This window comes from Teretinema zuelzerae (genome assembly GCF_021021555.1).
GTDB lineage: Bacteria > Spirochaetota > Spirochaetia > Treponematales > Treponemataceae > Teretinema > Teretinema zuelzerae.
The window spans coordinates 1-15279 of the sequence record NZ_JAINWA010000001.1; the positions used below are offsets into that span (position 1 = coordinate 1).

Sequence of the window (15279 nt, forward strand, 5' to 3'; positions counted from 1 at the left end):
CTCAAGCAGATATTGATGGACTTTCCTATCTTACTACACACAAAACGTTGTTCGGATGGTAACCGGTACTCAACAAACCGTAAGTGTTCGTTTATCAGGTACATCTGAAACAAGTGCTGCGGATTATGCTTGGACTTCTGACAACCCCTCTATCCTGCAAATCGTTGATAATGGTGGAACTGCGGTATTATCAGGAATCAGTGCGGGTGTCGCTCGTGTTACAGTGAAGCACGCCTCCTGTGTTTATCCGCTTGATATTACTGTAATTATATCAAATACACTCCAAGACGCAGCCTCAAGTCCTTACATCACATCAAGCCAAAACATTCTTTCCGTTACCAAGGGAGGATCTTCTAAAACGCTTTCAGTGACACTCGCTGGTGGAAGTGAATCGGATAACCAACATTTTTGTGGACGGTTGATCGTGGAGATCTTATTCAGCTTACCTCGAATGGTCAAAGCGCAGTCGTGAAAGGTATTTCCGCTGGAGAGTGCCGTCTTACTGTCACTCATCCAAATCGACATATCCATTCCCCTTGGTGGTAATTGTTGATGAAGCGGCCCCATCTTCAAACCTCTATAAACCCTTCGCTTCCAATTGTATCAATGAAACCTGCTGATTCAGCACAAACTGTCACAGCTACCTTAGTTGGCGGTACAGCTGAAGATAAATATGGCTTTGTATGGAGCGGATAACTATAATGTTATAGACCTTACCTATTCTGCAAATACAGCGGTCATAACGCCCCGACAAAGGAAAAGCTGAAATAACTATCTCGCATCCAAAATCTCCGTATGATGGGAAGATAATTGTCAGGTCACCGAATATTCTCAATTTGCTTTTTCTCAGTCATCAATGACGATTGCTGAAGGTACGACTCAATTTGTTGCAATGCAGGTTCCGGCTATCGAAGGAGAGTATTCCGGTAGAGTTACCTATGCAACTGACAACTCAAAGATTGTAACAATCACTGGCACTAATAAGGTCGCTCAGGTAACTGCTCTTGCAACTGGAACAGCGATTGTTACTGCTACAAGCCCTTCCGGAGCTAAAAGCGACTTAATGATTTATGTTAAGAAAGCTACTGAGATGACAGCTCCTATATTACGTCTCAAACCAATGTCCTTGCGATGAAAATTACTGATTCTCAGAGATCTGTGAGTGCTTCGATTGTCGGAGAGGGAATCTCGACTCCAGACCAGTATAATCTACAATGGAAAAATTACTGATCCATCTATTGCAAGTCTTATAGGCACCTCTGGATCAAATATCATCGTTAAGCCGTTAAAAGCCGGTGAAACGTCCATACGGATTTCTCACCCGAAGACATCAACTATCTATACCATACATGTACAGGTAGAAGGATCAAATGCTGGAATCTCGCTAAACAAGAACTATATAGCAACAGAGACCGGTAAAACGGTTGAAATATCTGCAAATATAGATCTTGGTACAAGCGAGGACTATAAAGCTATTACATGGAGCGCTGATAAGGTCGGTGGTGCTGAGATCGTGTCAATTCTCGGAAGCGGGAAAACAGTCGCCCTTTATGCCTTATCTACCGGAAAAACCACGGTTACGGCCGAGTTCAAGGGAAAAACAGCTAAATGTGATGTGTTGATAGCTGCATCAAGGCAATTCAGTTTTTGATACCCAGTCAATGCGTCTACAACCTGGTCAAAAGAAGACTTTCAAGTATGTCTTGATTCCTGAGGATGCTTCGATAAATTGGATGACCAATTCAAATGATTTTGTAACGTACGCTGTTGATACGAGCTCAAAAACAGTGACCGTTACAGGCCTTTCCGAAGGAGTTACAAAACTTTCCGGAACAGCGAACAGTATGAGCGCAAGTATCAATATTACTTGTGCTTGGGATTATAAGCTGAGCATAAATAAGACGCTTATTTAAGACTGACCAAAATATGATTCATCAAACCCACAATTGTACATAATTAGTTATGAGGTAAACCCTGCTGATGCTCGCATTGATTTGCTCATTGATAATGATATTGCAACATATACCATTGATAAGACTAAACGGGAGATTTACATACGTCCAACAAAGGAAGGAACCGCTAATTTCTCGGTTTCAGCAACAAATGTGTATAATAATTACAAATTCGGAACACAGACCTGTAGCCTAAATTTCGGATATAGCCGCCTTACAGTAAAACCAGTGATAATCTCCAAGCAAGGATCGTATTCAAGGTATAACGCTGAAGGTGGTATGTTGGTCTTAGGTGATGGAGAAGATGTATCAGTCTCTTTGTCCGTTGTAGAAGAGACGCTTCATACTCAATTAGCAATGTGCAATATGTTAATGCAACTTCATCTCCGACTCCAATAGTGCTAAGTCAACCGTCAACAGACTGTGGAATGTCAAGCATACGGTAGATTACATTATTTATGAAACGGCTTGTTACTCATGATACATATTTCAAAAAGATAATGACCGGCTAACAGTAAGATGGGAACATGCAGTGTATAATGGTGATAACCAATACTGGTATGCTTCATTCGGAAATAACTTGTATTTGTTCGCTATAAAGATGATGGCGGGACTCATACTGGGTATAATGCCTATATTTCACCAAATCTTCCGAACGGAAACGGTAACTCAAGCTGGACGTCAATTACAACATGGTCTCCAACTTTTGTTAGGCAAGAGCGTTCTACTCCGTTACGAATGTCTGAATCTGACTATAAAGCCAATACAGATTATTATTGGCCAGAACATGAACAAAGATATTCGTATAAAGTTGGGGAAGTGGTATGATCATCATGGAACCTGGTCTGCATGGATATAAATGAAGCTGCAAAAGTACCATCACTTGATAATCGATTATCAGCACAGTAACAGCCGGTATATTAATGGAACGGTTGTACGGCCAAGCGGAAATCAAGCCTTCCAGATTCCGATTGTTGTAGAGACAAGAAAGTGTACTAAATAGTAAGTACTACCTTATAAGGCCGTCCCAACAGACGGCCTTTTTTGTAACCGTAATACGCAAATTACTTAGTTCAGAATTATTAATTCTGAGTTAATATGTAATTTCATGTCTTAATTTCGATTTTTGTATTATTATCTGCTGAACATTTGCTTAACCTGCATTGCGTACATTGGCGCACTTTTTGCCGAGGAGCAAAGCGACGACTAGCAAAAAGTGTGACAATAGCAATGTAGGTTGAAGCAGTTGTTCGACGATATTATTGGCCTATTATATAGTTTCACATCCTTATAAATTCAGATATCCAATAAATCTTACAATTGATAGACCACATATATACACTTTATTAATCGTGAAAAAATATTGGTCTGAGTTAGAGCTTATTTTCTGTCTTCAATTGCTTTTTCAATCCAGTCTGCAAGATTTTCTTTTATATCATTATAAGCGTCTGTACTTTTAGGATTATAACATTCTACATAATCAGATAATTTTTTACCACTATTACAAGTAAATTGTTCAAAAGGGTTGTTCCCTTATAGCAAGTTCCTGTTTTTGGGTCTTTCAAATTATGTATGTAAATACCAACAGCCCTCTTTTTTCATTCCAAGCTTTTACAATTTCATGTTTAACCACGGTCTTTATAAGTATCTTCACCTATAAGAACAACTACACAACTTTTTCCATCCATATTTTCATCAATCCATTTTTCAATTGCTTTATCCCCACCTTTCTTTACTGTTTCCCAGTCATTCTTCGAGACAGGTTCATCTCCATCAATAGCACCCATGTTCCTAATTTGTTGAACTCTAAAAACATCGTTGTCGTAATGAAAACTGTAAAAAACTCTTCTTTTTGTTGCCATATAAATGCTCCTTTTTGTGTTCTATTGCCTTGAATTCAATGTATTGATTATTTTTAAAACGGTTTTAATTATCACTGAGTTATCAATAGTAGTATCACCAAGTAGTTTGAAATCGTCAAGTAAATATTCATGATTAGGAAAGAATCCTTAAATGAAGCAATAATTTGATCCCAAAGGCATTTTGACACAAATCCTGTGGCTCCAATAGGAATTAATAAGAGTCCATTCTCAAAAGCAATGTTGAACTCATCAATTACTCCAGTTGCTTCTTCAAGAACTCCGGTAGTTTTGTTCTTTCTGTTTCCAAAAACAAAAATTGCAATACCAGCTAAGGGTATAAATCTTTTCGATATTCGACCCATAATTCTTTTAAGTTTTTTCCGTGAGTTTCAAATTGAGGGAAAGGTCTCATAATTAAGTAATTGTCCATGTTTTGATTTCTTTCACTTTCCATATTATCTAAAACCCCGTTAATTACAGCACTACCAACACCCCAGCCAAAGCCTGTCAGAATCTTGTATGAATTATTTGAAAGAGACTTGCTAAGTCATGTAGAAGTTCTACAGCTCTTTTTTCACCAAAACTTCCATAATTTTCAGCGCTACCTGATATTAAAATTGTTGTCCGTAAAAATCTAGATTCTACTTCCTTAAGAATTGTAGTTATTTCGGGATATTCATTTATCCATAATGGATTTAATCCGTATTTTTTTAAGGAGTTCGCTCTAAGTTCTTGCCTTCTCTGCAATCTTGTATCCGTTTCTTTTTTATGAAATAATAGTCTGGTTTTATATTCTGGCCTAATGTTGTTCTTATACGACTAATTAAGTAGTCAAGATTGGGATCAGTAAAACTGAATCCGATAAATAAAAATGTTCTAGAAACATAGTCACTTTTAAATGCATTACTAAACAATTCTCTTTTTTTATTATAATCTTCATACTCATGTTTTGTTAGAACTGTTTCAGATACAGTTTCAATATCTCCATGCATTTTGTATATAATTGCATCTCGCTTTGGTAGATTTACTGTCAAATCTGATTGTGCTTTTTTAATATCAGGTGTTTTACCCTGTTCTAATAATGCGTTTTCAATTAGTCTATCATAATTGGTGGTCCAATATATTTGAATTGGAAGTCTAGCTAGAATCCGATGATTATCAGAGACTGACATTTTTGTTTTACCATATTCTTCGACAAGTATTTGGTCTAGTTCTCCCCTAACTCCTCCATGATCGTCAACAAAAAATTGAGCCAATGAAGTTAAATCATGTTGCTCATCATTAATGTCAAGCCCAAGCTTATCAGCAACTGGTTTTAATAGTTTTTCCAATCGAAAAACCTTGAGATACCGACATTCCTGATCCAATAAACGCTACAGCATTTTTTTCTTTCAACGCTTTTACATAGTTATTTATAAACGATTCAATATCCCTATCTAATTTCATTCTATTACTCCTTCATTTAATACAAATTTTCTATAATCTATTGAGCATAAAGCGGAAAACAAAATAGGTGTAATTTTTTCATCTCATTGCGCCGCAGGCGTCCGTCGAACAACTATTTGGCTGTTCTCAATAAATAATATGTTTATGTTAAACAACAAGATAATATGATAAATATAGATTGAAAAAATAAGATTGATAGAAACTACGAATCTAACAATTCTCGTATGTAGCTTGTCTGGAGTGATAGATTCACAGTTGCTTGTTTGTCCATGTAGAATCTTCTTGTGTACATGAAAAGAATCAATATTATCTTGTTTTAGGACATTAATATGGTTTTGATAAAATATGTTAAAAGAAACTAGTAAAGAACCACAAAAAATCATTAGTTAATGAATAGTTATTACATATAGTATCCTCAAGTAAATCTTTGTTGTGAATTCATACACTTCAAAGGGTTTTCTACTGATCAGTATAACATGATCTAAAAAAATGTCACTGATTTTATTTTATATAGTTATTCTTTGTGTTGACTTAAACCTAAGTTCTTCATTTTGATCTTTGAATTTCCACTATTTAGAATATTTCTAATGCCTTATTAGTCTTATTACTGATATCCAGAAGATTCGATCTTCTTTTTTTCAACTATTCGGAGTATGTATTAGTTAACAAGTGTGCTTTCTTAGGATTCTTACTCCCTATAAGAAAAGTAGGGTTTAATTTAACACTGCCTTTTTGAAAAACCAGATTGTTTTCATCCTTGTTGATTGAGTGAATTCTATTGCATGAACAACAAGGGTATCGTATTTTGGCACATTGTGGGTATTATTGTAATTCTTACTTCTGTAATAGGTATTTGAGTGATATTCAAGTGGTTCGTAAGTGTTATCAACAAGAAAGGCCAGTACCTATGTACTGGCCTTTATATGATAGTACCTACATTAAAGTTGGGTGATCAAAGATTCTCCAAAGTGATGTTTATACACTATTTTTTGGTATAAGTAAGAATGATTGGATATTTAAGCTGATTATACTCATCTCTTTCTGGCGATTCTGAGAAGTATACCTCCTTTGCTGTTATGCTTTTTTTCTGCCTGAGATATGATTCATTACCAGGAAGTCTGTCTTCGGGAATAATATCATTATCTGAGAATCCTCTTGTCGTTTGAAGAGTTATTTCAGTATCTGAAAATGTGTATGTACCAGAATATGAAGATATGGAGACTGTATCATCGACATATTGTAGAATAACACTTTGTTCAAAGGTTCCGTCATCGTTTACAGTCATCACGTGCTCTACAAGTTTAATTGCGACTGGCATAAAATATGAGTTTGTATATCCAGATTTATATACATATGTACTCATCCATGTTCCTACATACGGATTTTCTTGTGAAGAGCGACTTTGAAATTTCTTACACCCAATGTTTAAGAGGGAAAGACATATGAGTAATAGCACAAGAGGTCTGTTTCTCATAATTGCAGCTCCGCATCGGTTTTACTTCGTTGTTGACTCAGGCTAATTGTCTTAATCTTGATAGGTGGTACCCCTTCAACATCTTTCGCATTATAGAAAAATCGTGACTTACCATTATCAGAGATAACCAAGGGCTCTTTTACAGCCTCTTTTAGTTTTAATCCGGCCTTCAATATATCGGAAAGCTCTAAGAATCGTGGATCATGAGAATTGCTCATCCCCATAACATGCTGAGCTTTTTTTGCGGCCAAACCAACAAACTTCTCCCCTGTAACCGGGTTGTATGGCTCATATCTAGATCTGCTTTCACTCACCTTTTGCCTGATTTTTTCTCCGTCACGTGCTTGTTGTCCAATTTCACTCATGGTATTTTGACAAATCACGCTCGCTTTATTCCCAAGCTCGAAAATTCTGGTATAACACTTCTCATCATAAGATCGTTTGAGATCTTCCTCAAGGTTCTTCTGAAATGCCTCCATCGTGTCTTTCGTAGTTTCAAATCGAGCACCGAGAGATGTTGCCGCTAGATACTTACCAAGATATTTATCTGGTGTTGTTTCATTACACTCGACAATAATTTCAGGATTCTTGTTCTGTTCTGGTAATTTTGGAAGTTTTTCCTGATTATATACAGACGATTTAGGATAATAGCGATAGACATTCTGATGTTTGGTTGCAACATCAAATGTTGTAAGATTTATCCCTACAGAACCTTTCTTAATACCTGCCCCATGCCGTTTTGCCTGTTCGTAGGTAATAAGCTCGTAGTCTTTTCCTCCTGCTTCCTGTGTCATAATTTGCGCAATGATTTGATTCATTCCACGAAACGCTCTTCCTGTTTCTGCAGAACGGATTGCTTGTGGTACAAGTGTTATGGAAGCATTCTTAGCCGGTTGACCAAGGAAGGGGGCGGAACTTGACTTAAGCGAAGCAAGAATCCGTTCTGTGTGTAGCTGATTATACGACTTTTTAGGTTCTTCTATCGCTTCTTTAACTTCAGTCTGTTGAGGGTTTTTCAGGTCTTTCTGTATTTCGAGGTATCTCTCTCTTTCAGCGAGCGCTTTATTGAATAAGTAATTTCCTTGTTCTATACCATCGAGACTGAAGTTTTTTTTGACTAGAAAACTATCAAGTCCGTGTATAGACGAAAGTGGCGTACCCTGTTCATGGTCTATATCAGAAACAAATGCTGCATATAAAACGTCATCTGCTGATAATACATATTCTTTCTGGCTGACAAAGCCTGACTCATCATGAGCTAGCGGCCCCGCCATAACCGAAGTAATGTCTTGTAATGATTTCCCTTCGGGAAACAAGGGTTCAGCAGGGTCAATACCGATGCTTACATAAAAATGCTTTCTGTCCTGCTCATTGGTTAACACAAAAGACTCCAATGAATTTGCTTCTTTTCTGTTATCTTCCATCGTTCTTCCTCCATTTCCTCTTGAATATTCTTGTTGTGATTCTTGTACAAAACCACTGTTGACAAGCTCAGATTTACGTATTATATTTTTACTGTAAGCGACTGAATTGGACTTAACTCGCATTTGGAGCGTAAAGGTCAATTCAGTCGCTTTTTCTTTGTCGTTTACATATCGTAAAAGACCATCCTGTGCCCATCGTTCAATTCCCGCTTCATTTTTCCCATAGAGCGAAGTGATCCAGTTTGCCTCTACTTGGTGGTCTGCATTTTTATGTCGGAATGAAATAATAACGGGCTCGCCGTTTTTATCTTGAATGTCATACACCCCCACCAGTGAAGCTCCATCTCTCGACGCAAACACGTAATATGGGTTTGCAAGCTCCTTGAAGACCCTCTTAATGATATTTTTATCCAGTCCATCGGAATGCCCATGTTGGAACCGTTGGCCAGGCTGTACCGGCTCCAGATACAACGCACGTGCAATTTTATCGCGGTACATAGCTATTTTTGTGTCAGGTAACCCATTTACTGTAAGGGCGAAAGGTGTCTTTTCTGTGATAGTGATAAACACATTTGGTTTACCTATATCCGCTCGTGAGATACCCTCAAGAGCTGCAAAAAGTCCAGCGGTAATGTCCGTTCGGAAGAGGTTCTCATTACGTTCTTTTCCGTTATATTCTTCCAAAACTTTTGATGCTACAGACTCATCCGTTGTTTGTGTAATTACAGTTAGTCCTTCAAGCGCGAAAGTCGCATCGGTCGTTGTTCGCTCCTTTACCTCTGCTTGTGACATAAACGAGAAATAAGAGCCTCTATAATGATGGAGGTCAAATTCTTCTGATGTGGCTCCGGCAATATAGAAGTCCATGAAACACCCTTCTTTCATGTGCTCTTTGATAGCAGTGCATAAAAGGGTGTCCTGAGCAAGTTCATCTGAAAGAATTGGAAATGCCCATAGTGCACCTGTTTGAACGCTTATAGTCTGAAATTGTCTCGCCATGTCATTGGAAGAGACGGTTTCAAACCATTCTTTTGAGTAATACCGTATGCCTCCAATTCGAGCATCGGCACTGGTAAATGCTACAGGAACCCAGTCCGTATTATTCCATCTATCATTTTCATTGATTTTTTCGGCTATATCGCGCAATACCATCGGATTAATGATTTTCTCTTGAGTAAACTCCGGTAATCGTGTTTTTAGTAGTGGATCACGCCCCTGAGTCTTAACATGAATGGTATCCCAGGTATTCGATTCGTATAATCCAAAAGAATCATGGTCAAGAATAATATGACCAAGTAAAAGAGGCCGCCCATCTGTCCCGATCAATGTTGATTCAAGGTCTTTGGTGATTGCTTCATCTTGTGGTGTTTGAGACACATTCCCTGAAGGATGATTATGGACAAATACAATTTTAGTATTTGTTCGTACAGCATAGTCTTTAACGTGCTCTCCCAGTTCACTAGTGAGTGAAAAAAGAGCCACTTTTGTGGGTAAATAGCTGGAAATCGCTAACTGGTCAGTGATAACCCCATCAGGGGTGACGAAAAGCACACGGAATGTTTCAAATCGTTTATCGCGATAAATATGTAATGCTTGGTGAAGTTGCTCCCATCCTTCACGGGTAATTTTTCCATCTTGACCGGTTGCCACCTGAGCGCCTTGAATATCAAAAATACCGTGCTTTTTGAAATCTCTAAAGGCTGTCCATAATCCGCTTTTTGTTCCCTTGAGAATCCCCTTGGTATATTTTCTTTGCGCTGCCTTTACCTCTCGAATATGCTCCCTCGTTATCGTGGGATCTCCTTCGATTATTTCAGTAACACTTCTCCCTTCTTCCCTCTCTTGCGCACTATATTCTGCCGCCTTTTCAAATAACTCTAGCTGAGTAAACGTACCCGTCAGTAGAGAATGTTCCTTTTCTTCCTTTTTTCTTTCCTCTTCCTTCTTCTCAAGTTCCATCAACTTGAGGGTAAGTCGCATACCTTCTTTATCGATTTCTTGTAGGCTTGAATGTAGTTGCGTTTCCTTTTCACGATACGCTCTTAGGCTTTCGCTTTCTGGAGTAAAATCATATCGAACGGCATTGTATCTTTCAGCAAGTTCCTTTTTTTGTCCTTCGAGGTTGCGTGCTAGTTCTTCAGCACCGCCTGATTCACTTTGCAATAATAGCTTCCTATCAATGGCTCCTATTTCTGTACTGATTCTTTTCAATTCCTGCTCGAAAAGAATTCTGCGTTCTTCATTTATTTTTTCAGTTATACTTCTCGCTTCTTTCTCAAGTCTGTTTTTTTCCACGGCCAGGCTATAGATCTCTTTTTGAAGCTCTTCGATAGTGACTTCCTGAGGAATAGCAGGAATAGCTTTGCTCGTAGTATTTTCCAGAACAAGACCGGACTTACTCACCTCTTGCTGTTTACTTGTATAACGCTCTCTATACTGCTCTAAAAGTCTATTAACCAAAGGTTCTATATTTTCTTTGAAAGGAAGATATTTCACACTACCGGGCTTCGCTATTTTTTCATTGATTTTGTTTATAGAGTCTATCGAAAAGTTGTCAACCACCTCTTGTTCACGAATATGCGTGATCTGTGCATACTCTTCTATCGCACGGGCAAAACACTCACACGTTCTGCTCCAATATGCGCCTTTTACATCTATCATCTGTCCACGGAATTCCACCGCAATTTGGTTTTCAAGAGTTCCTGGAATATCGGAAGCGTGCCATGCATTTAGTTCTTTGCCGGACAAATGATCCATAAAGTGCGCATATTCGTGAATTGCCGTCAGGCTTGCTTCGGCTTCACCTCCAGCAAAGGAAATACCGATTGCCCGATAGTACGGGGTAAAAAGACCGATATACTTTGAAGCGTGCATCTTTGTGTTTCCTGCATGGCTTACTTTTAGCCCCCATGCTTGTGAAACATCAGAGATATTTCCAAATACTGAATGAACTCGATCAAGAGCTATTTTTAGCTCCTCAATCTCCTTTTTGGATATATTCTCACCGTTCTGTCGTTTAACCCGTATGCCATACGTTTGCAGCAACGAATCATCAAGATTTGTATCCCCATACGAGGTTTCCCGACCCTTAGTCCAGGTCGATTCCCAGTCGGCCTTCTGTAGCTCCATATCGAGTATTTTCTGGTTAACATCATCAAGGCATTCACGGTGCATTCTAAATATGCCGCCCCGATTTAATGTTCCTCCATACGCGTTATTCATGTCTTGAATGAAATAAAAGGCTTCTACCCCCATTCGTCCGCTTTTAGTGCTCTTTAAGGAAACCCTGGATGGTTTATGTTCTATATGCGGGTATCTATGGGTGTACGTGTTACTTATTGAACGTGCATCAAATCTACCAGGGATTATTGGTATATCTTTTTCTCTTATTGCAGGGTATTCATTTATTCCCTCTTTTAACGCTTTTGCACGTGACTCTTCGTTTAGCTTTGCGACTGCTACGAAGGCGGCACGGTCAAACTCAAGATGATAATTGACCAAGGCGGCATATACATCAAGCGAGACTTTATAGATACGTGGATTATGGAGTTTGCCATTCTCATCACGCCGTAATTCATCGGATTCACGAAGTAAATACACATTATCACGTACCTTGTACGCAGGAATGTCATAGTTGGTATTTCTTCGTATGTGTACTGGTGGAAGATAGGAAGGGTATTCTTCTTCCAGTATTGTTTTCCGGTTTGCAAGGTAAACTTTATCCGGTTCTACTCCCGTGTAATCAATAAAACCATCAGCTCCGACTGAAGGGATATATTTATAAGTATTGCTTGAAGCTTGTCTAAAGTCAGAATCGCTCATTGTATTTTTGCTCCATCGAACAGTTGTTAAAAGAATGATTGCTCAGGTGGGATAAAAAAATAATTAGCTTCATATGAAGCTAATTATTTAAATTGTTACATTTCTTACAGTGAAAGCCCTTGTTGATGTTCTTGTTGTCTAGTTCGTGCGACTGTTCGCACTTTATCATTTTCAAGATTCATACCTCGGGAGATAAAACGATCTTTTGCAACTTCTGCGTGATATAAGGTTGTAAGAAGTGTAGCTCCGTGTGTTTTAATTGAAGCATCCTTCATGGCAAGTAGTGGAGCCTGTGGAATAAAATTTCCTTTGAATTCTTGAGTCATACGATAACGTGAAAGTTCTTGAGCGATAAGCCGTGCTTTTTCATCCGTTATCTTCTGTTCTGCACTACTACTTACCTTATCAAGTATTTCGGGAAACCGATTTGTCTTGGTATTCTCTACAACTGTTTTAATCTTTTCTTGAACCAGTGCTCGATCAAGTGTTAAGCCTGATTCTCGTATTAAAGAATACTCTTTCAGTTGTTCAATATTGTACATGTAGTAGTATTTCTGTTTCGGATGTTTTTCGTCGAATGCTTTTCCAGTTGAAGGATGTACATCAGTTGCATGAGCGTAACGGTTTACATAGGCAATGGGTGTTGGTTCCATTCCTGGGCGAACACGTAATTTCAGATTATTGACTTCGCTTTCTGATAACCATCTGGATTCTTTGAAGCCTTGCTCAGCAGCACTCATTTCGAGCATGAGTGCATTAACGCCTTTAAATATAACTCCGGAAGTTGGATTGTACGCTATATCACGTTCAATCTTTCCTTCTTTGAGCCATGGTGCTTTTCCGGTTAATGTAAGATTTTGATAAGTTCGTTCAAATTTTTTATAGAACAGTTCGTCAGTGATCTGCCGTTCTCTGATACTCATAGACACCTCTCTGATGAGGAAATCAATCAATGCTCACGAATAATGTTTCGTAAGAAAAAACGAGTGATTGATTCTGTCGTTGAGTTCAGCTTGTAGTTAGTATAACAACAACCACTTGTATGCGTCAATGTCATTGTATTGCACTTTTTGTTATTCGCTGTATAGTGATTTATATGAACAATAGAATTCTGAGTGTTGAGATATTGAATGCACCTCATTTTTATACTCTCTATGCTGATGGTCATGAGGACACCATGATTGAAAAACCAAACGGTGTTGAATTACTCTATCCCCCTCATGCTGTGTTATTTCTGTATTACACATTCCCTGCTCATCGAAGAGTATATTGTGTAAGAAATTCTGAAACTGGGAAAAGCTCTTTACCTGGCTTATCCATGCCAGTATCGATACTATTTAAGCAGTATGCCTCTCGGGTTGATAAAACAAAACGCGCAGTCTCATATCTTCGGGAACACTATCCTGATTATACATATTCATTATCTGATTCGTTTTATACACGACTTGGAATACACTTGCTCACAAAAGGCAAGCTATCGTATGAAGCGATTGATTCATTACTTCAAAGGAGTCTTTCTCATGGATGTTTTACTCACACCTGATGTTATATCTCGTCTTGATATTGCAAGTGTATCAATTCATAGTACGAACACAATACAACCTTCCGTTGTATTTGCTTTTTCAAAATCTCATATCTCGTTCATTTCAAAAGAAAAGCCAGATCAATTCATTGATCCCACCTTCGTGAAGATTACAACCAGATTGGATTCATTTTCACTTCCGGTATCATATGAAACGACTATGCAAACAAAAACAAGACATTGGATATTCACCTTTTCTTATTCACCGGACACAATCGAGCCGCCTTTGCATGATACATGGATGACCCTTCTCGATATTACACACGTTCAGCGGTTGCGCGCCGATGTACGCGTGAGCGCATCTAAGAAGAATATAGATGCGCTTCGCATGAATCCAATGGCGACTGAAGTCTTTTTTCATGAAACAAAATTGGATTGTTCTATACAGAATATTTCTTTTTCAGGAGCACGATTGCTATGCATTGAAAACAACTTGATCGAAGGCGACGACAAGCTAGTACTTAAAATTCCATTTACGTCTCCCAGTGAAATTGCAACCCTTCGCGCTGTCGTATTGCGAAAACAGATAATTGATATTGCCGGAACTTCTTGTGTTGATATTGCGGTACGTTTTTTTGAACCAATCGATTTAGTACTTCGCTCACGTCTTGCCGACTACTTTCAAAAACAATCTATCGAGAATTAGCTTCATGTGAAGCTAATTCTCTCAAGCCATAAATTAGCTTCACATGAAGCTAATTAACTGAGACCGATTAAGCCCTGAACACTCTGGTTCAGGGCTTTTTTTTCTTCTAAACTTGTCTAGCTCTCTCTAATCATAACTTTTCTGGTGTGTGGTACAAATAAGTCCATACCATACAAGGAAATATATCGCAAGTGTGGTACTAATGAATCTATGTGGTACAGATATATCTATATATAACAAAGAATTAACCCGCCTTGTACCACGCCCTTTATCTTGCCCTGTATGCGGGCCAGTAGGATATCATTGACAAGCCCACATCTTCTTCATTGATGAGAATTAGCTTCATGTGAAGCTAATTTAATTAGTAGCTTGATAACCTCGAATTTGGGAAAATAGCTTCATGTGAGGCTAATTCTTTCTTGTCTGTCGCGGAACTTAATTTTTGCTCTAGATACTATCCACATGAGGGAGGCCATTAAAGAGCCGGACGATTGTGGATAGTATCTCGCATGCTACTATGATTTTTTTGTATAGAAGATTAAGCAGCAGGGCAACAGGTGTTATAAACACCTGTTGCAAAAGAAATATATGATTCTATTTTTCCGTTCTTAGTAATGAAGTTGAAATCCACGCAGTGCCAGCAAATAACTCTTCCGACTCAACATTTGCCCAATTTCCTTCAACACTTAATATCGTTACATAGGAATCTTTTTTTATCACTTTTAGTATTTCAAACGTTGACCCTGGACCTGTTCGTAAATTAGCATCTTGAATAACATGAACCTTGCTTCCTACGTCGGACGAGGATATTGTCGTTTTCGGTGTTTCTGAAGTTTTTGCCTTTTCCGAGGGAGTACTGGATTTGCCACCATTATGATAATGGTAGGTTCCTGTCTTTCTGTTATAGTGTCCTCCATTCGCATCAGTTCTCCCACTATGACCAAATGTTAGTGTTGCACATACACTCAGAAATAATAAAACCATTAAAGACTTTTTCATAAGTTCCTTCCTTAACAAGCAAAAGATTCTTTATTATCTATTCAAATATTGAACAAATCTATTATAAAATAA

General features: G+C 38.2%; 11 protein-coding genes and 2 pseudogenes. 5 read left to right on the forward strand and 8 right to left on the reverse strand.

The window, feature by feature from the left end; genetic code table 11:
- Positions 1-55: 55 nt before the first annotated feature.
- The 3 genes and pseudogenes from K7J14_RS00005 (at position 56) to K7J14_RS00015 (ending at position 1651) form a co-directional block, all read left to right on the forward strand.
- Complete coding sequence (locus K7J14_RS00005) at positions 56-472, forward strand: hypothetical protein (RefSeq protein ID WP_230751980.1); 417 nt, start codon at positions 56-58, stop codon at positions 470-472.
- A gap of 372 nt (positions 473-844) precedes the next feature.
- Positions 845-1135, forward strand: a pseudogene (locus K7J14_RS00010) (Ig-like domain-containing protein); the annotation flags it as partial.
- A 27-nt stretch (positions 1136-1162) separates the two neighbouring features.
- Positions 1163-1651 carry a pilus assembly protein N-terminal domain-containing protein gene (locus K7J14_RS00015; RefSeq protein WP_230751982.1) on the forward strand — a complete coding sequence of 163 codons (489 nt, stop codon included), beginning with the start codon at positions 1163-1165 and terminating at the stop codon, positions 1649-1651.
- A gap of 1926 nt (positions 1652-3577) precedes the next feature.
- Here K7J14_RS00015 and K7J14_RS00020 read toward each other — a convergent pair.
- From K7J14_RS00020 to K7J14_RS00050, 7 genes and pseudogenes are all read right to left on the reverse strand, one after another.
- Positions 3578-3814, reverse strand: coding sequence for a TIR domain-containing protein (locus K7J14_RS00020; protein WP_230751983.1), 237 nt, complete (start codon positions 3812-3814; stop codon positions 3578-3580).
- A gap of 71 nt (positions 3815-3885) precedes the next feature.
- Positions 3886-4561, reverse strand: a pseudogene (locus tag K7J14_RS16290) (hypothetical protein).
- A complete protein-coding gene (locus K7J14_RS00030) occupies positions 4525-5145 on the reverse strand; it encodes an SIR2 family protein (protein ID WP_230751985.1) in 621 nt (206 codons plus the stop codon). Before K7J14_RS00030 ends, K7J14_RS16290 begins: the two are co-directional and overlap by 37 nt.
- Positions 5117-5260: a hypothetical protein gene (locus tag K7J14_RS00035; protein ID WP_230751986.1), complete on the reverse strand. Its 144-nt coding sequence runs from the start codon at positions 5258-5260 to the stop codon at positions 5117-5119. Before K7J14_RS00035 ends, K7J14_RS00030 begins: the two co-directional genes overlap by 29 nt.
- A 982-nt stretch (positions 5261-6242) precedes the next feature.
- A complete protein-coding gene (locus tag K7J14_RS00040; protein WP_230751987.1) occupies positions 6243-6623 on the reverse strand; it encodes a hypothetical protein in 381 nt (126 codons plus the stop codon).
- Between the two features lie 107 nt (positions 6624-6730).
- The gene (locus K7J14_RS00045; RefSeq protein ID WP_230751989.1) at positions 6731-11980 is read right to left on the reverse strand and encodes a MuF-C-terminal domain-containing protein; all 5250 of its coding nucleotides are present in this window, start codon (positions 11978-11980) and stop codon (positions 6731-6733) included.
- Positions 11981-12084: 104 nt separating this feature from the next.
- A complete protein-coding gene (locus tag K7J14_RS00050; RefSeq protein ID WP_230751990.1) occupies positions 12085-12903 on the reverse strand; it encodes an ArdC-like ssDNA-binding domain-containing protein in 819 nt (272 codons plus the stop codon).
- 173 nt (positions 12904-13076) lie between these two features.
- Here K7J14_RS00050 and K7J14_RS00055 point away from each other — a divergent pair, with 173 nt between their 5' ends.
- Both K7J14_RS00055 and K7J14_RS00060 read left to right on the forward strand, forming a co-directional pair.
- Entirely contained in the window at positions 13077-13523 is a 447-nt protein-coding gene (locus K7J14_RS00055; RefSeq protein WP_230751991.1) for a hypothetical protein, read from the forward strand.
- Entirely contained in the window at positions 13501-14208 is a 708-nt protein-coding gene (locus tag K7J14_RS00060; protein WP_230751992.1) for a PilZ domain-containing protein, read from the forward strand. The genes K7J14_RS00055 and K7J14_RS00060 overlap by 23 nt, the downstream gene beginning before the upstream one ends.
- A gap of 594 nt (positions 14209-14802) precedes the next feature.
- Here K7J14_RS00060 and K7J14_RS00065 read toward each other — a convergent pair.
- Entirely contained in the window at positions 14803-15207 is a 405-nt protein-coding gene (locus K7J14_RS00065) for a YHYH domain-containing protein (RefSeq protein WP_230751993.1), read from the reverse strand.
- Positions 15208-15279: the final 72 nt, after the last annotated feature.

Bases quoted from the DNA above. Each gene is read 5' to 3' on its own strand.
- K7J14_RS00005 (WP_230751980.1), top strand. From the start codon at position 56: ATGGTAACCGGTACTCAACAAACCGTAAGTGTTCGTTTATCAGGTACA.
- K7J14_RS00020 (WP_230751983.1), bottom strand. From the start codon at position 3,814: ATGGCAACAAAAAGAAGAGTTTTTTACAGTTTTCATTACGACAACGAT.
- K7J14_RS00035 (WP_230751986.1), bottom strand. From the start codon at position 5,260: ATGAAATTAGATAGGGATATTGAATCGTTTATAAATAACTATGTAAAA.
- K7J14_RS00040 (WP_230751987.1), bottom strand. From the start codon at position 6,623: ATGAGTACATATGTATATAAATCTGGATATACAAACTCATATTTTATG.
- K7J14_RS00045 (WP_230751989.1), bottom strand. From the start codon at position 11,980: ATGAGCGATTCTGACTTTAGACAAGCTTCAAGCAATACTTATAAATAT.
- K7J14_RS00050 (WP_230751990.1), bottom strand. From the start codon at position 12,903: ATGAGTATCAGAGAACGGCAGATCACTGACGAACTGTTCTATAAAAAA.
- K7J14_RS00055 (WP_230751991.1), top strand. From the start codon at position 13,077: ATGAACAATAGAATTCTGAGTGTTGAGATATTGAATGCACCTCATTTT.
- K7J14_RS00060 (WP_230751992.1), top strand. From the start codon at position 13,501: ATGGATGTTTTACTCACACCTGATGTTATATCTCGTCTTGATATTGCA.
- K7J14_RS00065 (WP_230751993.1), bottom strand. From the start codon at position 15,207: ATGAAAAAGTCTTTAATGGTTTTATTATTTCTGAGTGTATGTGCAACA.